Source organism: Rhodococcus sp. 105337 (assembly GCF_012844225.1).
Lineage (GTDB): Bacteria > Actinomycetota > Actinomycetes > Mycobacteriales > Mycobacteriaceae > Rhodococcus.
The window spans coordinates 325,382-348,207 of record NZ_JABAGQ010000003.1 but is presented as its reverse complement, the minus strand read 5'-3'; the positions used below and the strand labels follow the sequence as shown (position 1 = coordinate 348,207).

The window sequence follows — 22,826 nt, the reverse complement described above, 5'->3', positions numbered from 1 at the left end:
TGGCGTTCGGCTAGACGTTATCGGTGTCCCGATGTCGTTGTGAGAGGTTCGAGGAGGTGTGTCGTGTCCGGCGACAAGGGCACGAATTCGGCATCGCCGCGCTCGCGGACCCAGACCGGATCGGCGCAGTGCCATCGTTCTGCAGCGAGCGATCGGGTGAGGATCTTGAACGTCGCGGTCCGGGGGAACTCGCGGCAGACGCGCACGAGTGTGGGCACCTGCTTGGGGCCGAGATCGGTCTGCTCGGTGAGAAAGAGGGCGAATCTCTTCGCGTCGAATTCCTCGGCGACAGTGGGTATGACGGCCGCCATCACGCGATCACCCACGTGCCGGTCGGGGACTCCGTACACGGACACCTGGGCGAAACCCGGGTATCGCATCAAGACTCGCTCGATGGGCGCGGCGCCGAGGTTCTCGCCGTCGACACGGAGCCAACCGGAACTGCGGCCGGCGAAATAGACGAACCCGTCCGCGTCCCGGTAACCGAGGTCTCCGCTGTGGTACTTCCCGTCGCGGAGACGTTCGGCGTCGGCTTCGGGATTGTTGTAGTAGCCGCTGAACATTCCGGCTCCACGAGTGTTGACCAACTCGCCGGTGGCGTCGGCGGCGTTGACGATCCGGCCGTCGCTGTCGAATTCGGCGGGAGGACACGGCTTCCCGGTTTCCGGATGGAGGATGTCGATGCCGTCGGGGAGCGTTCCGAGTGCCCCGGGCGGCGCACCGGGGGTGGCGGCGATGGAGACGCCGCCCTCGGTGGAACCGAAGCCGTCCACGACCCGGGCGCCGAATCGTCGGGTGAACTCCGCGACCGCAGGAGCCGTGCCTTCGTTGCCGTACATGATGCGCAGACGATTGTCGGCGTCGTCCGCGCGCTCCGGTGTCGCGACGATGTACGACAAGGGTTTGCCGACGTAGTTCGCGTAGGTGACACCGAACTTCCGGAGATCGGTGACGAACCCGGATGCCGAGAACCGGCGCCGCAGTGCCACACTGCTCTCGGCTGCCAGCGCCACGCCCCAGCCGGCCATGATCGCGTTGGAGTGGAACATCGGCATCGACAGGTAGACCACGTCATCCGGCCCGAGGCCGAACCGCTCCGCGAGCATGAGCCCCGGGCCGGTCACCTTCCCGTGGGTGCAGCGCACCGCTTTCGGATCTCCGCTCGTCCCCGAAGTGAAGATGAGCATGAACAAGTCGTCGGGCTTCGTCTGCGCGACCACCGGGGCCGAGCCTGCGAACGGAGCGAGCATCTCCGGCCAGTCGGCGGAGTCGACGTCGATCACGCGCACGCCGGGAAGGTCGAGACCGTCGAGCAGTGGCAGGTGAGCGGATTCGGTGAAGACCACGCGGCAGTCGGTGAGCGCGATGTCGCGGGCGAGCGCCTCGCCTCGACGGGTGGTGTTCAGGCCCGCGACCACTGATCCGGAGAGTGCGGCGGCACCGAGCAGCAGGGAGAACTCGGGCACGTTGTCCATCAGCACCCCGATGTGCGGGGGAGCGTTCTCGTCGAGCAGGTCGCGCAGCAACGCCGCGCGGTCGTGCGAGGCGCGGACGTGTTCCCGCCACGAGATACGGGTGTCCTCGAAGGCCATGCCGCGGTCGTCGATGTCGGACAGGCGTGTGAGCAGCGAGGTCACAGTGGGATCGGCGGTCATGGCAGTCCTCGTCGTCCGGTCAGGCGGGGGTGTCGGCGAGTACCCGGCCGAGCGCACGCAGTTGTGCGGTGGCCGAACCGAGGAGGAACTCGTGCTGTTTGGCGGCGAGGAAGTATCGGTGGACGGGATGGTCCTCGTCGAGGCCGACGCCGCCGTGCACGTGGATCGCGGTATGTGCCACGCGGTGTCCCGCATCCGCCGCCCAGAATGCGGCACTGCGGAGTTCCTCGTCGTGCGGTTCGCCGGAGGCCATCCGGTGGGCGGCCTGCCACAAGGTCAGGCGGACCGCCTTGGTGTCGATGTAGGCGTCCGCGAGTCGCTGCGCGACAGCCTGGAAACTGCCGATCGGCCTGTCGAACTGGATGCGTTCGCGGGCGTACTGCGCGGTGAGTTCGAGTGCGCGGTCGAGCACTCCGCACTGGTAGGCGGCCGACCCGAGCAGGGTCCGATCCCGCAGCCGGGCGGCCACGGCTGCGCCGTCCGTGCCGAGCACCCGGCCGGCGTCGAGCCTCACCCCGTCCAGCGTGAGGATGCCTCTGCTGCCGCGGTCGGTCGTTGCCTGGCGGGTGACCCCGGCACCCGGGTCGTCGGCCCGCACGAGGAAGACCACGACGGAGTCCTCCAGCGACGCCGGGACCAGGAATCCGTCGGCGACCGGTGCGGCGTCGACGACCGTCTTGGTGCCGTCGAGCACGTACCCGTCGTCCACGGCGTGTGCTCGGGTGGTGGGGGCCACCGGGTCGTCGTCGAGTTCTTCGGACAGTGCGGCGGTGAGGATCGTCCCACCGGCGGCAGCCGGCCTGCCCCACTCCGACACCTGTTGCGGCGTACCGAATTCACCGATGACGGAGGCACACACCGCGATCGACGTCAGATACGGGACGGCGGCAACGCCGCGGCCGAGTTCGAGCAGGATGCTTGCCTGCTCGAGCGGCCCGTACCCGTCGCCGCCCACCGACTCCGGCAATGCCGCGCCGAGGATTCCCGAGGAGGCGAGGAGGTCCCACAAGGTCCGGTCGATCCGGTCGTCGAGCGAGTCGAGCACGCGCAGATGGTCGTTGGTGACGATGTCGGTGACGATGCTGCGGGTCAGGCTCGACAGGTCCTGTTGAGCCTCGGTGAGGGTGAAGTCCACGGTGGAGGATCCTTCGTTAGCGCTTGGCGGGAGGCTGGCCGAGGGCGGCCATCGCGATGATGTCGCGCTGGACCTCGTTGGTGCCTCCGCCGAAGGTGAGAATGAGGGAACTGCGGTGCATACGTTCGATCCGTCCGCGCAGCAGCGCGCCCGGAGAGTTCTGACGGATCGTCGACGCGGGTCCCAGAATCTCCATGAGCACACGGTAGGCCTCGGTGGCGAATTCGGTACCGAACACCTTGTTCGCCGACGCCGGCCCGGGCCCGAGCGGCGTCTTGCCGGAACTCGACGCGATATCCCAGTTCATCAACTGGAGGTATTCCGCACGGGCGTGCACCCGCGCCAGGCCCACCTGCACCCATTCCTGGTCCACGACGCGGCGTCCGTCGGGCAGCCTCGTCTGCTGCGCCCAGCGGCGCACCTCGCCGAGCGCGGTGAGCACCGGTCCGGCGGACGTGAGCGCGACACGCTCGTGGTTGAGCTGGTTGGTGATCAGGGACCATCCGGCGTTCTCCTCGCCCACCAGAGCGGACGCGGGGACACGGACGTTCTCGAAATAGGTGGCGCTCGTGTCCGGACCGGCCATGGTGTGGACCGGGGTATACGAGAACCCCTCCGCGTCGGTGGGCACGATGAGAACGCTGATGCCCTTGTGTTTCTTCGCATCCGGGTCGGTCCGCACCGCAAGCCACACGTAGTCGGCGTACGCGATCAGGCTCGTCCACATCTTCTGACCGTTGATCACCCACTCGTCGCCGTCGCGCACGGCCGTGGTGCGCAACGACGCGAGATCCGTGCCGGCTTCGGGCTCGGAGTAACCGATGGAGAAGTGCAGTTCGCCCGCGGAGATGCGCGGGAGGAAATACTCCTTCTGCTCCGCGGTGCCGTAATGCATGATCGTCGGCGCCACCGAATCGATGGTGAGGAACGGGACCGGTGCGCCTGCGATCGCGGCTTCGTCGGTGAAGATCAGCTGGTCCATCGCGGAGCGGTTCTGGCCGCCGTACTCCTCGGGCCAGCCCAGCGTGAGCCAGCCGTCCTTGCCCATCTGCTGCACGATCTCGCGGTAGACGTTGCCGGCCCCGTACTCGCCGGTCGTCGCGGCGAGGGCCTCACGCCGTTCCGGAGTCATGAGATGGGTGAAATAGTGTCGCAATTCCTCACGTAGCGCTTGTTGCTCGGAGGTATAGCTGATGTCCACGAACGCTCCACTTCGCCGCTGCGGGATTAGCGCGAATCATTGCACAGAAATGGAACGCGTTCTAGCCTGAGGCGGTCGGGTCGGTACGAAAGTGAAACGGGGTTCGGGTCATGGATGTCAAGGTCGACTTCGACCGCTGCGAGGCGAACGGCGTGTGTGTCGGGGTGGCGCCCGAGGTGTTCGATCTCAACGACGACGACGAGTTGCTCGTGAAGCACCCGGTTCCCGAGGGTAGTGAGGCGAACGTGCGTGAGGCAATTGCGCAGTGCCCCAGGGCAGCCCTGTCCGAAGGGTGAACTGGGACCCCGTCGCGTCTTGTCATAAACAGGAACACGTTCTACATTCTCTGGACTGTCCCGATGTGGTGCCGGGGACGTCCACCGGGGTGTGGCCGTCCGGCCGGCCCGAATCGCAAGGAGTGCGTGGATGAGTTCTGTCGGCAGCGGTGTGTCCCTCGAAGGCAAGGTCGCCGTGGTCACCGGCGCGGGTGCGGGCCTCGGGCGGGCCGAAGCGATCGCGTTGGCTCGCGCCGGCGCGTCGGTGGTTGTCAACGATCTCGTCGCCAACGACTCCGTGGAGGACACTCTCGCGCAGATCCGCGCCATCGGACCCGGTGCGGCGTTCGTGCCGGGAAGCGTCGCCGAGCGCGCGACCGCCGATGCGATGGTTCACGCCGCCGAGAAGGAGTTCGGTGGAGTGGACATCGTGGTCAACAATGCGGGCATCACGCGTGACCGGATGCTGCCGAACATGTCCGACGACGAGTGGGACTCGGTCGTCGCGGTTCACCTGCGCGGCCACTTCCTGTTGTGCCGCAACGCCGCCGCGTACTGGCGGGGCAAGTCCAAGGAGGCCGGCGGGCCCGTCTACGGGCGCATCGTGAACACGTCGTCGGAGGCGGGGCTGCTCGGGCCGGAGGGGCAGGCGAACTACGGTGCCGCGAAAGCCGGCATCACGGCATTGACGGTGTCGGCCGCGCGGGGGCTGGCGCGCTACGGCGTGCGAGCAAACGCGATCTGCCCCCGTGCCCGCACGGCGATGACCGAATCGGTCTTCGGCGCCCCGCCGGACGGTGAGGTCGATCCACTCTCGCCCGACCATGTGGCGAATCTGGTTGCCTACCTGGCCTCGCCCGCCGCAGACCACATCAGTGGGCAGGTCTTCATCGTGTACGGGCCGATGGTCGCACTCATGGCCGCGCCGGTCGTGGAGCAACGGTTCGACGCGGACGTGCAGTGGACACCGGACGCCCTCGCGGCCGAACTGGGGGGTTACTTCGCGGACCGCGATCCGGCTGCGACGTTCTCCGCGTCCGACGCACTGAAACTGTGAACGCTTCCGACTCGCCCGAGCCGGAACTCTCTGCAACCCTGCGTGACACGTATCCTGGGCGAAGGGTACGTATCACGCCGACCGGCCGGTTCCGCGTCGGCAGTGCGCCGCGCGTCGGCGGCAAAGGACACCTGTTCTAGTTTTATCTCCGTTCAATTTCAATATTCAACTGTGTTGAATCGTCTTCCGGGGTTGGGGCGAGCGGGAGAGTAGTGCCGAATCCACGGAAAAACGGCTGATCAATGCGCCTTATGTCCGTATTAGCGAGAGTGGGGACGCGGAGAGTGCGGCTGCGGAAAAAACGGATGAATTGTCTACAGGATGTTTCTTTGACACGTGAACACGTTCTAGTTACTATGACGCGGGTCACAGCAGATTTCTGCGCACGGTCGGATTTCGGTCGGGCCGGCGAACGAAAGGGGAGACGGTGGTAGATCTCCTCGAGGTTCCACTGCGCGCCGTCGGCGGCCTCTTCGCAATGACCGGCGACACCGCGAGGGCGGTGTTCACCAGGCCCTTCCAGAGACGTGAATTCGTCGACCAGGCGTGGTTCGTCGCGCGGGTGTCTCTCGTGCCGACCGTTCTCGTGGCCATTCCCTTCACCGTCCTGGTGAGTTTCACCCTGAACATCCTGCTCCGCGAGATCGGTGCGGCGGACCTCAGCGGTGCCGGGGCCGCGCTCGGAGCCGTCACGCAGGTCGGGCCGATGGTCACGGTGCTGATCGTGGCCGGTGCCGGAGCCACCGCGATCTGTGCGGATCTCGCAGCCCGCACCATCCGCGAGGAGATCGATGCGATGCGGGTGCTCGGCATCAACCCGATCCATCGGCTCGTGGTCCCGCGCGTACTCGCGTCCACCGTCGTCGCGCTGCTGCTCAACGGGCTCGTCTGCACGATCGGCATCCTCGGTGGCTTCGTGTTCTCCGTCTTCCTCCAGGACGTGAACCCCGGAGCCTTCATCAACGGCATCACGCTTCTCACCGGCTTCGGTGAACTCATGATCTCCCAGGTCAAGGCAGGATTGTTCGGCATGATCGCAGGCCTCGTCGCCTCCTACCTCGGACTCAACGTCAAAGGTGGCCCCAAGAGCGTCGGGGACGCCGTCAATCAGACGGTCGTCTTCGCGTTCATGGCCCTGTTCGTCGTCAACCTCCTCGTCACCGCCGTCGGCATCAAGCTGACGGCCGGATGAGAAACGCGGAGGACACACCATGGCAGTGATCTCCGGGCGATTCCCGAGGGCCGTGCGACGGTTCTCCCGCGCCTCGACGTCGATCGACCGTCTGGGCGAGCAGGCCCTGTTCTACGGCAAGGCGCTCGCGACGATCCCTCGCGCGCTCCGGCAGTACCCGAAGGAAACCCTCCGGCTCGTCGCCGAAATCAGCATGGGGACAGGTGCCCTCGCCGTGATCGGCGGTACCGTCGTCATCGTCGGATTCCTCACCCTGTTCACCGGCGGCATCATCGCGGTGCAGGGGTTCAGTTCCCTCGGCAACATCGGCGTCGAAGCACTCACAGGGTTCTTCGCGGCGTTCATCAACGTCCGCATCGCGGCGCCCACCATCGCCGGGATCGGCCTGGCCGCCACCATCGGCGCGGGGTCCACGGCGCAACTCGGTGCGATGCGCGTCTCCGAGGAGATCGACGCACTCGAGACCATGGCCATCCCGTCGATCCCGTACCTCGTCTCCACCCGGGTCCTGGCGGGAATGATCGCCATCATCCCGCTGTACTCGCTCGCGGTGATCGCGTCGTTCGTCGCCAGCCGATTCGCGACCGTCGTCATCTACGGCCAGTCGGCCGGCGTCTACGACCACTACTTCACGACGTTTCTCATACCCACCGACATACTCTGGTCGTTCGTCCAAGCGATCGTGATGGCGATCGCCGTCATGCTCATCCACACCTACTACGGGTTCACCGCCGGCGGCGGACCCGTCGGTGTCGGCGTGGCCGTCGGCAACGCGGTGCGCGCGTCGCTCGTCGCAGTCGTCACCGTCACCCTCCTCATCTCTCTCGCCGTGTACGGCGCGACCGGCAACTTCAACTTGTCGGGATAGGGCGCGGCACATGGACACTCCCTCGTGGAAGAAAAAGCTCGCGGCGTTCGTGCTGGTGGGTGGGCTCGCCGTGATCGTCTTCGTGGCACTGACGATGTTTGCCGCCGGATTCACCTCCACCACGCCCGTCACCGTCACCGCGCAGCGATCGGGCCTGGTGATGGAACCCGACGCGAAGGTCAAACTGCGCGGCGTCGAGGTCGGCAGGGTCTCGTCCATCGAGCACACCCCGGACGGTGCCGTGCTGCGGCTCGCGATGCAGCCCGGACAGATGCACCTCATTCCGTCCGACACGCGCGTGTCGATCGAGTCGACCACCGTGTTCGGTGCCAAGTTCGTCAACCTCGTGGTCCCGGAGGATCCGTCACGGGTACCGCTGCAAGAGGGCGCGGTGATTGCGGCCGACAGTGTGACGGTCGAGTTCAATACGGTCTTCGAGCATCTGTCCGAGGTGCTGACGCAGGTGCAGCCTGAGAAGCTCAACGCCACGCTCGGTGCGCTCTCGGAGGCGCTCAACGGTCGCGGCGATGCGCTCGGGGCCACCCTCGCGGACGCGGACGCCTACCTGGCCGAGATGAACCCCTCGCTCCCGCAGTTGCAATACGACCTGGGAGCTGCTGCCGACGTCGCCAATCTCTATGCGGACACCGTGCCGGATCTGATGACCACGATCGGCAACGCCACCGAGGTCGGTAACACGATCGTCGACGAACAGTCGCAACTCGACCTGTTGCTCATGAATCTCACCGGTCTGGCCGATACCGGTCGTAACGTTCTGGGGGAGAACGAGAACCAAGTGGTCACCGCACTCGACAGCTTGTCGTACACCACCGGGCTCCTCGGCGAGTACTCGCCCGAACTCACGTGCTTCATCATCGGTCTCAACGATGCTCGCATCGCCTTCGAACCGATGGCCGGAACGGGTGAATATGCCGCGCTCACGCTGAGCACGAGCTTCATGGGTGGTGCCACGCCGTACAACGCGGCCCAGGACCTGCCCGTCGTCGGGGCCTCCGGCGGCCCGAACTGCTGGGGCATGCCGGACTACGATCCGCGACGCGACGGGAACGCGAAGTTCGTGGTGACCGATACCGGGACCACGCCGTACAAACCGGCCACGGAGGCATGGGTGCGTTACCCGACGATCTTCCAGTACCTGTTCGGTGACCAACTCGCGGCAGGGCAGTGACGATGCGGCCCACCACGATCAAGTTCCTGATCTTCACGCTCACGATGGTGCTCGTGTTCGCCGGCCTCGCAGTGGTGTTCAGCCAGGCCCGGTTCACCGGAAAAGAGACCTACCACGCGGCCTTCACCGACGTCTCCGGACTGAAATCCGGCGACAAGGTGCGTATCGCCGGTGTCCAGGTGGGGTCGGTCGACGGGGTCGACATCGGGGACGGCAACCACGCGGAAATCGAATTCGGCGTCGATTCCAAGTACACGCTCTTCACCGGCACTCGCGCGACCGTCCGCTACGAGAACCTGGTGGGAGACCGGTATCTGGAACTGCTCGAGGGAGCCGGCAGCGTCGACGTTCTCCAGCCGGGCGGAAGCATCCCGATCGAGCAGACCGAACCTGCTCTCGACCTCGACCTGCTGCTGGGAGGGTTCAAGCCACTGCTGCAAGGGCTCGATTCCCAGCAGGTCAACGACCTGTCCGGCGCGTTGCTGCAAGTGTTCCAGGGGCAGGGCCAGACGCTGGTCTCCTTGCTGGGCAACACGAATTCGTTCACCAATTCGCTCGCGGATCGCGACCGGTTGATCGGCGACGTGATCGACAATCTGAACGGCGTTCTCGGCACCATCGACGACCACGATCGCGAGTTCGCCGAGACCATCGACCAATTGAGTGCCCTCGCCGGTGGGCTGGCCGCAGACCGCGACCCGATCGGCGCCGCGATCCCGGAGATCGCCGGGGGCACTGCGGATCTGGCAGCGCTGCTGCAGAACAACCGGCCCGACCTGCAGTCCGTGATCGCCGAAACCAATCGGTCCATGACACAACTCGATCTGGGTGAGGACGACATCAACCGCACACTCGAACGTCTCCCGTCGGATTACAAGAAACTCATCCGGGTGGGCGCCTACGGCAACTTCTTCCAGTTCTTCCTCTGCGCCAACACCTTCAAGTTCTCCGGACCCGACGGCACCACCGTCAGGTACACGACGGCGAACCACGACACGGGAAGGTGTGCGAAGGTCGAATGAGTGCACCGCGCGAACGCAGTCATCTCCAGATCGGCATCGTCGGTTTGGGTGTGTCCGCCGCCATCGTCCTCGCCGGGTTGCAGTACGACCAGCTCCAGTTCCTCTCGGGCGGGCTGAGCTATTCGGCTCGATTCGAGGACGCGGGTGGACTCGTCGCCGGAGACGAGGTGATGCTCTCGGGTGTCACGGTCGGCGACGTGACCGACGTGAAGCTCGACGGCCAGACCGTACTCGTGAACTTCACGATCCAGGACGGCATCGGCCTCGGCGACGGCACCGGCGCCGACATCAAGACCAACACCGTGCTGGGCCGCAAGTCGCTCGCAGTGCGTCCGGGAGGCTCCGGCGTGATGCGTCCGGGCACGATCATCGAGATCGACCGAACCAACTCGCCGTACTCGCTGACCGACGCGCTCGGCGACCTCACGACCACCGTGTCCGAACTCGATACCGGACAGATCAACGAGTCGCTCGATGCCCTGTCGGATTCGCTGCAGGACACTCCGCCGGAGATACGCGGTGCCCTCGAGGGCATGACCCGGTTGTCCCAGTCGATCAACTCGCGGGACGAGTCCCTGCTGCAGTTGCTCGACCGGGCCGAGGACGTGACCGCGATCCTCTCCGAGCGCAGCGATCAGGTCAACGCGCTGATCGTCGACGCCAACGCCTTGTTCGGCGAGCTGAACCTTCGCCGAGACGCCATCACCGAACTCATCGCGAACATTTCCGCGGTCTCGCGCCAGCTCACCGGCCTCGTCCAGGACAACCAGAGCCAGATGGGGCCGACGCTCGAGAAGCTCAACGCGGTCACCGCGAACCTGCAGGCGAACAAGGACAACATCGCTGGGGCGCTCGACGGTCTCGGACCATACATCAGCGCTCTCGGTGAGTCTGTGGCCAGCGGGCCGTTCTTCAACGCCTACGTGTCGAATATCCTGCCGGCGCCGTGGTGGAAAGCCATCGTGGACAGCCAGGTTGCCCCCGACCTTCTCCCCGAGGATCTCCAGAACGTGATTCCCAAAGAGCCGCCGTCGATCACGAGGGATGGCGAATGAGTACCGACACCATGCCGGTGGACAACCACGAACCGGCGCCTCCGAAGAACTCCCGACTTCCGCGCCGGTTGCTGATCGGTATCGCGGCCGCCGTCGTCCTTGCGCTGGTCGCGGGCTTCGTGTGGTTCGTGCTGCCCGGCCTCGGCAAGCGGACGGTCTATGCCGAATTCGTCTCGACCAGTGGGTTGTACGAAGGTGACGACGTACGCGTGCTGGGTGTGTCGGTCGGGCGCATCACCGATATCGAGCCCGGCGACGACCTGGTTCGGGTGACCATGTCGATCGACGACGCGGTCGACGTGCCGGCCGACGCCGCTGCCGTCGTCATCGCGCAGAGCCTCGTCTCTGCCCGCTTCGTCCAGCTCACCCCCGTCTACTCCGGCGGCGCCGCCCTCGAGGACGGCGCGACGATTCCTCCGCAGCGCACCGCGTCGCCCGTCGAATGGGATCAGATCAAGACCGAACTCATGCGTCTGTCCGAGGCGCTCGGGCCGGAAGAACTCGATCCACAGGGCTCGCTCGGCCGGTTCATCGACACCGCCGCGGAGAACCTCGACGGAAACGGGCAGACCATCCGCACCACACTGCGAGAGCTGTCCGCGACCATGCATACGCTGTCGGAGGGACGCACCGATCTGTTCTCGACGATCCGGAACCTCCAGACCTTCGTCTCGGTGCTGTCGTCGAGCAACGAGCAGATCGTGCAGTTCGGTGGACGGCTGGCCTCCGTCTCGAATGTGCTCGCGCAGAGTTCCGACCAACTCGGGGTCTCGCTCACCGATCTCGGCATTGCGGTCGGCGACGTGCAGCGTTTCGTCCAGGACAACCGGGCCGGACTGACCGAGTCGGTCGAGCGTCTCGCCGACGCCACCGAAGTGCTCGCGCGCAAGCGGCCGGAGATCGAGCGGATTCTGCACTCGGGCCCGACGTCGCTGGCCAACTTCTACAACATCTACAAGCCGGCACAGGGGTCGTTGACCGGCGCCCTCGCCATCAACAACCTCGCCAACCCCGTGGAATGGATGTGTGGGTCGGTCGCTGCCGCCGCGAACGCGACGTCCGAACGAAGCGAGGAGTTGTGCCGTCAGCAACTCGGTCCGGTCCTGGCCTCGATGAGCGCCAACTACCTGCCGGTCCTGGCCAACCCGCTCGCCAGTGTGCAGGCCTTCCCCGGGGACATCGTCTACAGCGAACCGTGGCTCGAAGGTGCGTCCGCGGGACGAGGGACCGCACCGCCGCAGGCGGCGCCCGCGCCCACGCCGCTCGACGGACTGCTGGGCGGATTACCGAACGTCGCGGTCCCGCAGGACCTGGGAACGCTGCTGCAGCCGGGAGGGGGACGATGATCCTGTCGAATGGACGGCGCATCACCGCGGCCGCGGTCGTGCTGGCGGCAACGCTGGCGCTGACGGGCTGTGAATGGGACGGGCTCAACTCGGTTCCCATGCCGGGCACCGCCGGACGCGGTGAAGGTGCCTACCGCGTCGAGATCGAGATGCCCAATGTCACGACGCTGACCCAGAACTCACCGGTCCGCGTAGACGATGTCACCGTCGGGTCGATTGCCGCGATCGAAGTGGACGGATGGCACGCTCTCGTCACGGTGGCGCTCGACAAGGACACCGTGGTGCCCGCCAACGCGACGGCCAAGATCGGCCAGACGAGCCTGCTCGGTTCGCAGCACCTCGAGTTGCTCGCCCCCGTCGGCGAACCCGCGCGTGGACGGCTCGCGGACGGCGATCGGATTCCCCTCGAGCGTGCGGGTGTCTATCCGACGACGGAGCAGACGCTCTCGTCGTTGTCACTGGTACTCAACGGCGGCGGTCTGGCGCAGATCAACGACATCACCACCGAACTCAACGCCGCACTGGTCGGGCGGGAGGATTCCGTCCGCAACCTGCTCCCGCGTCTCGACGAACTCGTGTCCGCGCTCGACACCCAGCGCGGCGATATCGTGTCCGCGCTCGAAGGGATGGACCGGCTCGCGGTCACGGTGAACAACCAGAACGAAACCCTCGTGCGGGCACTGGAGGAACTACCGCCCGCGCTCGAAGTCCTCGTGGACCAGCGGCAGAACCTCACGTCCGCGATGTCCTCGCTCGGTGAGCTGAGCACGGTGGCGAGTCGTGTCGTCGAAAGCTCCAACGACGATCTCAAAGCGAACCTGCAGGGGCTGGCACCGACGTTGCGGGCGCTGGCCGACTCGGGCAGCGCGCTCACCGAAGTCCTCGGCGTACTCCTGACGTACCCCTTCCCTCAGAACGGGATCAACAACGTCATCCGGGGTGATTACGCGAACCTCGCCATGACGATCGACCTGACCCTCGATCGGCTCGACCTGAATTTCCTGACCGGAACCCCACTGGCGGGCCGATTGGCCGGACCGGAGGGAATTCTCGGCAGGGACGCCGGACTCGCCGCCCAGGCCGTCGATCCGTTCCAGGCGCCGCTCGCGCCGCCGCCCGCACAACCCGCCCCGGGACCTGCCGGCACACTCTCGATCCCCGGAATCGGCGAGATCACGATTCCCGGACTTCCCGAGGGGGTGTTCGGACCATGATGCTTTCACGATTCGTTCGTATCCAGCTCTCGATCTTCGCTGTGCTCACCGTGATCGGTCTCGTCGTGATGACGCTGCAGTACGTGCGTCTGCCGGCGCTGCTGGGGGTCGGCCGGTACACGCTCACCGTGGAACTTCCGTCCACCGGCGGCCTGTATCCGCACTCGAACGTGACCTACCGGGGTATCAACGTCGGAACGGTCCAGTCGGTCGCGCTCTCGCCCGCAGGCGTCGACGCGACGCTGTCGATCGGCAGCGACTACAAGATTCCTGCCGATGTGGACGCGGCCGTTCGGAGCGTGTCCGCCATAGGTGAGCAGTATGTCGATCTCGTTCCCCGCGAAGGGGGTTCGAGTGGTGGGTATCTCGCGGACGGCGACGTGGTGCCGGTGGAGCGCGCTACCGTCCCGCAAGAGGTCGGTGCCCTGCTGGACCAGGCGGACGTGTTGCTCGCCAGCATCGGCGACACGCGACTGCAGGCACTCGTGGACGAAGCCTTCGAGGCGTTCAACGGATCCGGTCCCGAATTGCAGGACCTGATCGACTCGACCCGCCTGTTCGTGCAGGAGGCATCGGGGAACAGCGCCGAAACCCGTCGGCTCATCGACGAGGTGGGGCCGCTGCTCGACACTCAGACGGTCACCAGCGACGCCATCCGGTCGTGGACGCGGGACATGGTGACCTTCACCGACCGCTTGCGCGAGAGCGACCCCGATCTGCGGACACTGCTCGAGACCGGTCCGTCGGCCGCGGCCGAAGCCGAAGTGCTGCTGCAGGATCTCCGCCCGACACTTCCGCTCCTGCTCGCGAACCTGGTGAGCGTCGGTGAAGTCGGTGTCATCTACAACTCCGGGATCGAGCAGGTCCTCGTGCTGTATCCGCCGATGACGACCGCGCTGATCACGGCGGCCGGGTCCGGACCGCCGGAGGACGGTGCAGTCGTCGACTTCCATCTCCAGCTTCACGACCCGCCGCCCTGTCTTTCCGGATTCGTCCCGCCGGATCAGTGGCGCAGCCCCGCCGACACCACGATGGTCGACACGCCGGGGGATGTGTTCTGCCAGTTGCCGCAGGACTATCCGAACGCCCAGCGCGGTGCCCGGAACCTGCCGTGCATGGAGTATCCGGGGCGCCGTGCACCGACGCCCGATCAGTGCCGTACCGGCTACACACCGAAATACTCCGACAATCCGTGGCAGGGTCCACCTACGCCGGTAGGGTCCGACAATGTCGTGCCGACGCCTGCGTCATACACCGAAGGCAGCGGTGCTGCGGCACCGGCCGGCGTCACCGCGCGCCGGATCGATCCGCAGACGGGGACGTATATCGGTCCCGACGGCACCGTGTATACCCACGCCCAACTGGGAGACGACCGGAGTTTGGAGACTTTCATGAAGGCACAGCAGGGCTGATGGCGAACGAACACGACAAAGACGGTCCCACCGTCGAGCCCGATACGGTTCCCGACGAGAGCACCACGCCGACGAGTGCGACCGATACCGGGGGCAGCGACACGGCACCGGCGGCGCCGACATGGCCCAAACGGGTGGTCGTGGTCGCATCGATTCTGCTGATCGCCGTTGTGGCCGCCGGTGTCTGGCTGATCATCGACCAGCGGTCGGCCGACGAGCGTGACGAGCGACGAGCGGCGTTCGTCCAGGCTGCGCGTCAGACCGTGCTGAACCTGACGACGATCCGCGCCGACTCCGCAGACGCCGACGTGCAGCGGCTGATCGACGGGGCCACCGGCGACTTCAAGGCCGAATTCGAAGGGCGCGAAGGCCCGTTCGTCGAGGTCGTGCAGCAAGCCGGCGTCACGACGATGGGGGAGGTGCTCGAGGCCGGAATCCAGAACGAGGACGGTACGTGCGCGTCGTCGCTCGTCGCGTCGCGTGCGATGGTGAGCAATGCCGACCAGACCGAGCCGGAACCACGCGATTTCCGTCTGCGCGTGACGATCTGTGACGAGAACGGCAGACTGCTGGCGTCGAAGGTGGAGTTCGTGCCGTGAGTGAAGACCGGAAAGACAAGCAGGTGACGTCAGTGAACACGGACAGCCAGGCGGACACGAACAGCCGGACGGATACGGCCGGCGAGACGAACACGACCGGCGAGACGAACACGACCGGCGAGACGAACACGACCGGCGACACCACATCCGGTGAGACCGCGGCCGCGACGGCTTCCTCACCCGGGGATACCGCAGCCGCAGACACCGCTCCGGCTTCCACGGACACGGTCGTGAATTCCGCAGACACCGCTCCGGCACCCGCGGACACCGCACCCGCGCCCGTGGACACAGCACCGTCCTCGCAGTCGTACCTGCGGCACGTCGCGATCGGGCTGTCGGTGCTCGTACTCGTGTTCGCGGTCGTCGTGGGCTGGCTCGCGTACGGAGCGCGGGCCGACTCGGCTGCCGAGGCTGCCCGTACCGAAGCCCGTGTGGCAGCAGAGGAGCAGGCCGTCGCGATGCTCGCCTACACCCACGGCGAGGTGGACGATCAGATCGCCGTGGCGGGCGAGGGCCTCACCGGGGACTTCCGTGACGAGTACACGAATCTGATGAAGAACGTCATCGCGCCGGGGGCCAAGGAGAAGGCCATCAGCGTGCAGGTGAGCGTGCAGGGATCGTCGGTGGTATCCGCCGATGCCGACAGCGCCGTGACCCTGCTGTTCCTCAACCAGATCACCACGAGTTCCGAGAATCCGGAAGCTGTGAGCAGCGGCAGTCGTGTGCGAGTCGAACTCGAAAAACACGACGACCGCTGGCTCGTCAGCCGGCTGACACCGATCTAGGCTCCGGGGGGTCGCTCCCTCAACAGCACCGTGTTCCCGTCAGCACGGTGTTTCTGTCAGAGCACCGTGTTTCTGTCAGAGCACCGTGGCGACGTTCCACGCGGAGTGGATCGCTCCTTCGATGTAGCCGACGTCCGCGGCGTCACCGACCACGTGGATCTCCGGTACCCTGCCCTCGAGCTCGTCGGCGAGCGGCGCCGCGGCCGAGACTCCGGACGCCACGACGACCATATCGGCCGGGGCGGTGAGGGTTTCGTCACCGACGCGGAATTCGACGGTGTCGGCGGTGATGCGCTGCACCTGTGCTCGCCGGTGAATGGTTACGCCGACTTCGCCGGCGTGCCGAACTGCCGTCCAGCGTCGTGGCATGGCCATCGGCACGCCCAGTTGTCCGCCCTCTTCGAGCAGGGTCACCCGGCGCCCACGTTCTGCGAGGAACTCCGCCAGTTCGAGACCGACGAGCGAGCCCCCGACCACGACCACGTCTTTGCCCATGGGCAGGAACTTGCGGGTGACGGCGCGAATCGCCTGTGGGCTCTTGGTGATTCCCGACAGCTTGCCGAGGCGCCCCATGGTGCGGAGGAACAGCGGTTGTTCCGACGTGTCGCCGGCCCCGGTCATCAGGGCTCGCAGCGTATCGCCGGTGTGCACGTGGGGCAGATCGCCACCGGGAACGTCGGGCCGGCCGCGCACCGCGCCGGTGGCGATCACGACGGCATCGGGTGCGAGTGCGGCGACGGAGTGGGCGGTGGCCTCGGTGTTCAGGCGGACGTCGACGCCGAGGCGTTCGATCTCGGAGCGGAGCCACCTCAGCAACTGCTCGTTGTCCGGGGTGGTGAGGGTCGAGAACCAGAGTGTGCCGCCGAGCCGATCCGACTTGTCGAGCACCGTCACCCGGTGTCCTCGCTCGGAGGCGACGCGCGCGACTTCGAGCCCGCCCGGCCCGGCACCCACCACGACGATGTGCTTCGCCGCGGACGTGGGGGTGAACGGCACCAGGGTCTCGTTGCCCAGCGCCGGATTCACCGCGCAGATCGGGGTGTCGTCCCAGAAATTCTCCTGGACACACACATAGCAGTTGATGCACGGCCGCACCTGCTCCGGCGTGCCCGCGGCGAGCTTGCCGACCAAGGAGGGATCCGCGAGCAACTGGCGGCCCATCGCGACGAAATCGGCGTCACCGTCGGCGATGGTCTTCTCGCCCACCTCGGGCAGTACGCGACCGACTGCGATCACCGGGATGCCGACGGCCTTCTTCACCGAGGCTGCCAGACCCGTGTAGGCGCCGACAGTGTTCGGGAGCGGCCCGTCGGTGAAGTTGGAGAACGGGTTTCGGCCCCAGCCGGTCACGTGGATCGCGTCGGCTCCCGCGGCTTCGAACAACTGTGAAGCGCGCACTGCCTCGTCTGTGCTCAGGCCGTCGGCTTCGCCGAATTCGCGTCCGGCGACGCGCACCAGAATCGCCAGGGAGTCGCCGACTTCGGCCTTCACCGCGCGGATGACCTCGCACGCAAGTCGCGCACGGTTCGCGAACGAACCACCGTATTCGTCGGTGCGCCGATTGTCGGCGCGGCTGAGGAAGGCGCCGAGCACATAGCCGTGCGCACAATGGATTTCGACCGCGTCCGCGCCTGCCGCTTTCACCCGGCCCGCGGCGTCCGCGAAGCAGCGCACGAGCCATGCCAGGTCTTCCTGTGTGGCTTCGTGGTATTCGGCCTGCTTGCCGTGGGTGACCGCAGCCATCTTCTGGAGTTCTTCACCGGTGTTGTCGGCGAGCGCGCTCAGGTCGGGGCTCGAGTTCGGGGTCGAGGGGACGAGCAGCGGCCGATCGTTGACGGTGTCGATCCGTGCGACCTTGCCGTGGTGCGTCATCTGCACGCACAGAGCACTACCGGCCTCGTGGACAGCGTCGGCGAGTGCGGTGAGACCGGGGATGAACCTGTCCTCCGACAGTCCGGGTTCCTTGGTGCTGGCGCAGCCGAGCGGATAGGCGACAGCGCAGCATCCGGTGATGATCAGCCCGGTGCCGCCCTCGGCGCGGGCGACGAAATGGTCGATGTCGCCCTGCTCGATCTCGCCGTCGTCACACAGATTCATGTCCATGGCGGGCAGGACGACCCGATTCCGCAGCGTCACGGGCCCGATGGTGCCGGGGGAAAGGAGATGGGGGAAGGTTCCGGTCGTCACACCAAGACGTTATGCCCGCGGGTTGTGTCCCGCGGCATAGTTCCACTCAGTGGGACCGACCCGCTACCCGCCGTTCCCGTTGCGGCCTTCACCCGGTGTGATCAGTGCGGGTCCCGCAGCGCCGGTGTGCGACAGCGCTTCGAGGAACGAGCGTGCCCACCGGTCGACATCGTGCGTGAGGACCTGACGGCGGAGGGCACGCATCGTCTTGCGTCCGACGTCGCGGGGTTGCTCGATCGCTGCCTGCATCTTGTCCTTGACGTCCTCCAGGTCGTGCGGATTGCACAGGAAGGACTGACGCAGTTCGGCTGCTGCGCCGGTGAATTCGCTGAGCACCAGCGAACCACCGAGATCGCTGCGGCACGCGATGTATTCCTTGGCGACGAGGTTCATCCCGTCGCGCAACGGCGTCACCAGCATTACGTCGGCGGCGACGAAGAAGGCGATGAGTTCCTCGCGGGGCACCGGGCGGTGGATGTAGTGGACCACCGGGCGGCCGACCTCGGCGTACTCACCGTTGATGCGACTGACCATGCGCTCGATCTCACCGCGCATCTGCACATACGACTCGACGCGTTCGCGGCTGGGAGTCGCGAGCTGCACCATGACGGTGCGGGCCGGATCGACCCGTCCCTCGTCGAGGAGTTCGTTGAGGGCGTCGAGCCGGACGTCGATGCCCTTGGTGTAGTCGAGCCGGTCGACCCCGAGCAGGATGTGGTCCGGGTTGCCCAGTTCCTTGCGGATCGCTTTGGCCCGGTCGCGAATCTTCTTGCTACGCGACTGTTCGTCGAGTTCGCCCGACGCGATGGAGATGGGGAAGGCACCGACGCGCACCGAGCGGAATCCGACCTGGACCACACCGAGCTTCGAGCGGACACCGATGTTGCCGCGCGAGGTCTGGTGGCCGGCGAGCCTGCCCGCCAGGTACAGGAAGTTCTGGGCGCCGCCGGGGAGATGGAAGCCGATGAGGTCGGCACCGAGGAGCCCTTCGACGATCTCGGTGCGCCAGGGCATCTGCATGAACAACTCGACCGGCGGGAACGGAATGTGCAGGAAGAACCCGATCGTGAGGTCGGGCCGCAGCATCCGCAGCATCTTCGGCACCAACTGGAGTTGGTAGTCCTGGATCCAGACGGTGGCGTTCGGTGCTGCGGCCTTGGCCGCTTCTTCCGCGAAGCGCCGGTTGACCTCGACGTAGACGTTCCACCATTCGCGCCGGTATTCCGGGCGGACGATGACGTCGTGGTAGAGCGGCCACAGCGTCGCGTTGGAGAACCCCTCGTAGTAGTCGGCGATCTCCTGAGTGCTCAGGGGAACCGAGTACAGCGTGAGGTCGTCCTCGACGATGACGCCGGCGTCGGCGTCGGCCACCCCGGCCCAGCCGACCCACGCTCCGTGGTTGGAACGCAGGATCGGCTCGAGGGCGGTGACGAGACCGCCGGGGCTGCGCTTCCATCGGGTCGTGCCGTCCGGCAGGCGTTCGAGATCCACCGGCAGGCGATTCGCGACGACGACGAAATCGGACGGGGTGATCGACTCGGATTCTTCGGTCGCATCCGCGCCGCCTGCTGTCACGTCGTGTCCTCTCGAGGTGCCGGTCCGATGGATCTCGTCAGTACTTTTCGGCCGGGCCGATGCCCAGCATCGACAGCAGCATGCGGCACTCGTCCGCAGTCTCGGCGTAGGCGGCGACGACGCGCTGTGCCTGTCGGGCGGTCTCGTCGGCGACAGGTTCGAGATCGTCGTCTGCCAGAACGTCGGGCGTGGTGGGGTCCGCGGTCATGTGTTCCTCCCGGGTAGCTGCTCGGCGCGAGCATGCATCTGCCTCGACTCTAGGAGAGTGGGACACCGGGGCGCCACCCGCCGGGTGCTGGATCGATCGTGGCCGGGGCCCTCGCGGTACCGTAGGGCCCGTAACGCCGCGCTCGTCGATCTGTGCGCGTTCGCCCCCCGCAGTCTTCGAGGAAGGTCTCCATGCCCATTGCGACGATCAACGGAATCCCGCTGAACTACCAGGTCAAGGGATCCGGCGACCTCGTAGTTCTCGTCATGGGAACCGGCAGCCCCGGCCGGGTGTGGGACCTGCATCAGGTGCCTGCGCTCGTGAAGGCCGGCTACCGCGTGGCCACGTTCGACAACCGTGGCATTGCGCCGTCGGGGGAGAGCCTGAGTGGGATGACGCTCGACGATCTCGTTGCCGACACCGCGGGCCTGATCGAGTTGCTCGGTGGCCCGGCGCATGTCGTCGGCACGTCGATGGGTGCGCGCGTCGCGCAGGAACTGACCTTGGCGCGTCCGGACCTCGTCCGCAAAGCGGTGTTCCTCGCCGGCCATGCACGGATGGACCGGTTCCAGATGACGCTCACCGAGGGGGAGCGGCAGTTGTACGACAGCGGTGTGGAGTTGCCGCCCAAGTATCAGGCCGCGGTGACCGCGGTGATGAACCTGTCGCCCGCCTCGCTTGCCGACGAGAACACCGCACGCGACTGGCTCGACGTGTTCGAGTTCAGTGGCGGGAAGATGTCGCCCGGCGTGCGGGCCCAGTTGGGCATGGACCGCGAGTTCGATCGCCGTGCCGCCTACCGGGCGATCACGAAGCAGTGCCTCGCGGTGGGATTCGCCGACGACCGCATGATTCCGGCGTATCTGTCGCGGGAAGTGGCGGAAGCGATTCCTGGCGCACGGTACGAGGAGATTCCGGACGCCGGCCACTACGGCTACCTGGAGCGTCCCGAGGTGGTCAACAAGGTGTTGCTGGACTTCTTGGCGGCGTAGCGGCCAGGGCACGTGTTCGGCGAGCGCGGTGGGATCGACTTCGATCCCACCGCGCTCGCGTCCGTCCGGGGAAGGGCGGCAGCCGTGTCCGGAAGATGGTGGGAGTCCGGCGGTTCGGAGTCCCCCATGGACGGTCGACCCTTGGTAGGCTCGCTCAACCAAGGTTAGCCTGAGCTACATTCTCAGAGCTTTGGTCGACGGACCTGGGCTCGCGCCCCCGAGTACGGAAGTTGAGTGATGACCGACCGATCCAGCGCTACCGCAGGTGATTCGGAGAATCCGGACGAACCTCGAGGGGACGTGTTCGACCTCGTCGGAATCGGCTTCGGCCCCGCCAACCTCGCTCTGGCCATCGCCATCGAGGAACACAATGCGGCCGATCCGGCCTCACCGCTGCGTGCCACCTTCTTCGAGCGGAGACCAGACTTCGCGTGGCACCCGGGGATGATCCTCGAGGGCGCGACCATGCAGATCGCCTTTCCCAAGGATCTCGTCACCTTCCGGAACCCCACCAGCAGTTACAGCTTCTTCGCGTACCTGCACGAGCGCGGGCGGCTCGCGGACTTCGTCAACCACCAGACGTTCTTTCCGACCCGGCACGAATTCCAGGATTACCTGCGGTGGGCCGCCGACCGTGTCACCGCGGATGTCCGGTACGGAACCGAGATCACTGCCGTCGAAGCGGTCCGTCACCACAACGGCGCAGCCGATCTGTTCGCGATCCACGCAGCCGACGGCAGCGTGGTCCATGCGCGCAGCGTCGTGGTCGGTGTCGGGCTCCGGGCGCAGATCCCGCGCTGGGCCACCGAATCGGTGCGGTGCTTTCACAACCACCAGTTCCTGTTCCACCTGGACGCGATGCCCGAGCCGGCGCATCAGCGATTCGCCGTGGTCGGGGCAGGACAGAGCGCCGCGGAGGTGGTGCAATACCTGCACGCCCACTACCCGCAGGCCGAAGTCCACAGCATCTTCAACCGGTTCGGCTACAGCCCGGCCGACGACAGCCCGTACGCGAACCGGATCTTCGATCCTTCGGCAGTCGACGAACTCCACGGAGCGTCGCCCGCGGAGCGGGAGCGGGTGCTCACTCTTCATCGCGGCACCAACTACTCCGTCGTGGCCCCGGAACTCATCGAGGCGCTCTACGCCACCGAGTACCGGGAAAGGGTCAGTGGGCGTCGCCGGCTGTTCATGCGCCGCGCCTCCGAAATCGTCTCCACCACGGAAAGCGCCGCGGGCATCGAGATCGACGTCCGGAACAACCTGGACGGCGCCGTCGAGACATTGATGTGCGATGCGGTGGTCCTGGCGACCGGTTTCGAGCCCGCGCCGCTCACTCCGCTCCTCGGCGACCTCGCGCCGGACGGGCCGGTATTGGTGGTCGACCGTGACTACCGGCTGCCGACGCCGGAGGACATCGATGCCGACATCTACCTGCAGGGCGGCACCGAGAAGACACACGGCCTGACCTCGTCGCTGTTGTCGAACGCGGCGGTACGAGCAGGAGAAATCCTGGCTTCCGTCCTCGGTCGCCGGGAACTGAAGATGTCCGGAGCCCTGGGTGTTGTCGGTGAACTTGATAGGATTCCGGACCATCACACCTACGCAACAAGTGAGGCGAGATGAGCACGAACCCATTTGACGACGAGGACGGCCGGTTCTACGTCCTCGTGAACGACGAGGAGCAGTACTCGCTGTGGCCGACCTTCTCCGAGGTTCCGCAGGGGTGGCGGGTGGTATTCGGCGAAGAGTCGCGTGCCGCGTGCGTCGAATACGTCGAGCAGAACTGGACCGATATGCGTCCGAAGAGCCTTCGCGATGCCATGGAAGCCGACGAAAAGGCTCGTCAGGGCTGACCC

Annotated in this window: 21 protein-coding genes; 15 read left to right on the top strand and 6 right to left on the bottom strand. The window is 66.3% G+C overall.

All coding sequences use genetic code 11. The annotated features are described in order from the left end of the window. Nucleotides 1-17 precede the first annotated feature (17 nt). Genes HF886_RS08005 through HF886_RS07995 form a run of 3 tightly spaced genes read right to left on the bottom strand, consistent with a single transcriptional unit; the run spans nt 18 to nt 3,991 of the window. Nucleotides 18-1,655 (bottom strand): long-chain-fatty-acid--CoA ligase, encoded by a 1,638-nt coding sequence (locus HF886_RS08005; RefSeq protein ID WP_169651999.1) that lies wholly within the window; start codon nt 1,653-1,655, stop codon nt 18-20. Between the two features lie 19 nt (nt 1,656-1,674). Continuing rightward, on the bottom strand, nt 1,675-2,790 hold the full coding sequence (locus tag HF886_RS08000; protein ID WP_169651998.1) for an acyl-CoA dehydrogenase family protein: 1,116 nt from the start codon (nt 2,788-2,790) through the stop codon (nt 1,675-1,677). A 16-nt stretch (nt 2,791-2,806) separates the two neighbouring features. Further along, nucleotides 2,807-3,991 (bottom strand): acyl-CoA dehydrogenase family protein, encoded by a 1,185-nt coding sequence (locus HF886_RS07995; protein ID WP_169621368.1) that lies wholly within the window; start codon nt 3,989-3,991, stop codon nt 2,807-2,809. A 110-nt stretch (nt 3,992-4,101) separates the two neighbouring features. On the opposite strand from HF886_RS07995, the gene HF886_RS07990 reads away from it, so the two are divergent. From HF886_RS07990 to HF886_RS07935, 12 genes are all read left to right on the top strand, one after another. Continuing rightward, nucleotides 4,102-4,287 (top strand): ferredoxin, encoded by a 186-nt coding sequence (locus HF886_RS07990; protein WP_169621367.1) that lies wholly within the window; start codon nt 4,102-4,104, stop codon nt 4,285-4,287. Nucleotides 4,288-4,417: 130 nt separating this feature from the next. Next, entirely contained in the window at nt 4,418-5,323 is a 906-nt protein-coding gene (locus HF886_RS07985) for a 3-oxoacyl-ACP reductase (protein ID WP_169651997.1), read from the top strand. Nucleotides 5,324-5,750: 427 nt separating this feature from the next. Beyond that, nucleotides 5,751-6,515 carry an ABC transporter permease gene (locus HF886_RS07980; RefSeq protein ID WP_169621365.1) on the top strand — a complete coding sequence of 255 codons (765 nt, stop codon included), beginning with the start codon at nt 5,751-5,753 and terminating at the stop codon, nt 6,513-6,515. Nucleotides 6,516-6,534: 19 nt separating this feature from the next. Continuing rightward, nucleotides 6,535-7,383, top strand: a complete 849-nt coding sequence (locus tag HF886_RS07975; protein ID WP_169621364.1) for an ABC transporter permease — start codon at nt 6,535-6,537, stop codon at nt 7,381-7,383. A gap of 10 nt (nt 7,384-7,393) precedes the next feature. After that, a complete protein-coding gene (locus HF886_RS07970) occupies nt 7,394-8,572 on the top strand; it encodes an MCE family protein (protein ID WP_169651996.1) in 1,179 nt (392 codons plus the stop codon). A gap of 2 nt (nt 8,573-8,574) precedes the next feature. Then, nucleotides 8,575-9,594, top strand: coding sequence for an MlaD family protein (locus tag HF886_RS07965; protein WP_169621362.1), 1,020 nt, complete (start codon nt 8,575-8,577; stop codon nt 9,592-9,594). Further along, a complete protein-coding gene (locus HF886_RS07960; RefSeq protein WP_169651995.1) occupies nt 9,591-10,649 on the top strand; it encodes an MCE family protein in 1,059 nt (352 codons plus the stop codon). The genes HF886_RS07965 and HF886_RS07960 overlap by 4 nt, the downstream gene beginning before the upstream one ends. Nucleotides 10,650-10,660: 11 nt before the next feature. Then, nucleotides 10,661-11,995 carry an MCE family protein gene (locus HF886_RS07955; protein WP_240954970.1) on the top strand — a complete coding sequence of 445 codons (1,335 nt, stop codon included), beginning with the start codon at nt 10,661-10,663 and terminating at the stop codon, nt 11,993-11,995. Beyond that, nucleotides 11,992-13,209, top strand: coding sequence for an MCE family protein (locus tag HF886_RS07950; RefSeq protein WP_169651993.1), 1,218 nt, complete (start codon nt 11,992-11,994; stop codon nt 13,207-13,209). Before HF886_RS07955 ends, HF886_RS07950 begins: the two co-directional genes overlap by 4 nt. After that, nucleotides 13,206-14,621 (top strand): MlaD family protein, encoded by a 1,416-nt coding sequence (locus tag HF886_RS07945; RefSeq protein ID WP_169621358.1) that lies wholly within the window; start codon nt 13,206-13,208, stop codon nt 14,619-14,621. Before HF886_RS07950 ends, HF886_RS07945 begins: the two co-directional genes overlap by 4 nt. Beyond that, nucleotides 14,621-15,220 (top strand): hypothetical protein, encoded by a 600-nt coding sequence (locus HF886_RS07940; protein WP_240954924.1) that lies wholly within the window; start codon nt 14,621-14,623, stop codon nt 15,218-15,220. Before HF886_RS07945 ends, HF886_RS07940 begins: the two co-directional genes overlap by 1 nt. Before the next feature lie 230 nt (nt 15,221-15,450). After that, nucleotides 15,451-16,005: a twin-arginine translocation pathway signal gene (locus HF886_RS07935; protein WP_296549168.1), complete on the top strand. Its 555-nt coding sequence runs from the start codon at nt 15,451-15,453 to the stop codon at nt 16,003-16,005. A 75-nt stretch (nt 16,006-16,080) separates the two neighbouring features. On the opposite strand, the gene HF886_RS07930 is transcribed toward HF886_RS07935, so the two are convergent. The 3 genes from HF886_RS07930 to HF886_RS07920 all read right to left on the bottom strand — a co-directional run bounded on the left by HF886_RS07930 (nt 16,081) and on the right by HF886_RS07920 (nt 19,975). Continuing rightward, nucleotides 16,081-18,192 (bottom strand): FAD-dependent oxidoreductase, encoded by a 2,112-nt coding sequence (locus tag HF886_RS07930; protein ID WP_346765124.1) that lies wholly within the window; start codon nt 18,190-18,192, stop codon nt 16,081-16,083. Between the two features lie 63 nt (nt 18,193-18,255). Further along, nucleotides 18,256-19,767 (bottom strand): trehalose-6-phosphate synthase, encoded by a 1,512-nt coding sequence (locus HF886_RS07925; protein ID WP_169651992.1) that lies wholly within the window; start codon nt 19,765-19,767, stop codon nt 18,256-18,258. 37 nt (nt 19,768-19,804) lie between these two features. Further along, nucleotides 19,805-19,975: a hypothetical protein gene (locus tag HF886_RS07920; RefSeq protein WP_169621356.1), complete on the bottom strand. Its 171-nt coding sequence runs from the start codon at nt 19,973-19,975 to the stop codon at nt 19,805-19,807. Nucleotides 19,976-20,166: 191 nt separating this feature from the next. Here HF886_RS07920 and HF886_RS07915 point away from each other — a divergent pair, with 191 nt between their 5' ends. From HF886_RS07915 to HF886_RS07905, 3 genes are all read left to right on the top strand, one after another. After that, nucleotides 20,167-20,967 carry an alpha/beta hydrolase gene (locus HF886_RS07915; protein WP_169621355.1) on the top strand — a complete coding sequence of 267 codons (801 nt, stop codon included), beginning with the start codon at nt 20,167-20,169 and terminating at the stop codon, nt 20,965-20,967. A gap of 237 nt (nt 20,968-21,204) precedes the next feature. Then, complete coding sequence (locus HF886_RS07910; RefSeq protein ID WP_169651991.1) at nt 21,205-22,593, top strand: SidA/IucD/PvdA family monooxygenase; 1,389 nt, start codon at nt 21,205-21,207, stop codon at nt 22,591-22,593. Continuing rightward, complete coding sequence (locus tag HF886_RS07905; RefSeq protein WP_072702139.1) at nt 22,590-22,823, top strand: MbtH family protein; 234 nt, start codon at nt 22,590-22,592, stop codon at nt 22,821-22,823. The genes HF886_RS07910 and HF886_RS07905 overlap by 4 nt, the downstream gene beginning before the upstream one ends. Nucleotides 22,824-22,826 lie beyond the last annotated feature (3 nt).

Excerpts from the sequence above, each read along its gene's own strand:
- HF886_RS07965 (WP_169621362.1), top strand. The coding sequence starts at position 8,575 with ATGCGGCCCACCACGATCAAGTTCCTGATCTTCACGCTCACGATGGTG.
- HF886_RS07940 (WP_240954924.1), top strand. The coding sequence starts at position 14,621 with ATGGCGAACGAACACGACAAAGACGGTCCCACCGTCGAGCCCGATACG.
- HF886_RS07920 (WP_169621356.1), bottom strand. The coding sequence starts at position 19,975 with ATGACCGCGGACCCCACCACGCCCGACGTTCTGGCAGACGACGATCTC.
- HF886_RS07905 (WP_072702139.1), top strand. The coding sequence starts at position 22,590 with ATGAGCACGAACCCATTTGACGACGAGGACGGCCGGTTCTACGTCCTC.
- HF886_RS08005 (WP_169651999.1), bottom strand. The coding sequence starts at position 1,655 with ATGACCGCCGATCCCACTGTGACCTCGCTGCTCACACGCCTGTCCGAC.
- HF886_RS07950 (WP_169651993.1), top strand. The coding sequence starts at position 11,992 with ATGATCCTGTCGAATGGACGGCGCATCACCGCGGCCGCGGTCGTGCTG.
- HF886_RS07910 (WP_169651991.1), top strand. The coding sequence starts at position 21,205 with ATGACCGACCGATCCAGCGCTACCGCAGGTGATTCGGAGAATCCGGAC.
- HF886_RS07915 (WP_169621355.1), top strand. The coding sequence starts at position 20,167 with ATGCCCATTGCGACGATCAACGGAATCCCGCTGAACTACCAGGTCAAG.
- HF886_RS07955 (WP_240954970.1), top strand. The coding sequence starts at position 10,661 with ATGCCGGTGGACAACCACGAACCGGCGCCTCCGAAGAACTCCCGACTT.
- HF886_RS07985 (WP_169651997.1), top strand. The coding sequence starts at position 4,418 with ATGAGTTCTGTCGGCAGCGGTGTGTCCCTCGAAGGCAAGGTCGCCGTG.
- HF886_RS07975 (WP_169621364.1), top strand. The coding sequence starts at position 6,535 with ATGGCAGTGATCTCCGGGCGATTCCCGAGGGCCGTGCGACGGTTCTCC.
- HF886_RS07945 (WP_169621358.1), top strand. The coding sequence starts at position 13,206 with ATGATGCTTTCACGATTCGTTCGTATCCAGCTCTCGATCTTCGCTGTG.
- HF886_RS07960 (WP_169651995.1), top strand. The coding sequence starts at position 9,591 with ATGAGTGCACCGCGCGAACGCAGTCATCTCCAGATCGGCATCGTCGGT.
- HF886_RS07990 (WP_169621367.1), top strand. The coding sequence starts at position 4,102 with ATGGATGTCAAGGTCGACTTCGACCGCTGCGAGGCGAACGGCGTGTGT.
- HF886_RS07970 (WP_169651996.1), top strand. The coding sequence starts at position 7,394 with ATGGACACTCCCTCGTGGAAGAAAAAGCTCGCGGCGTTCGTGCTGGTG.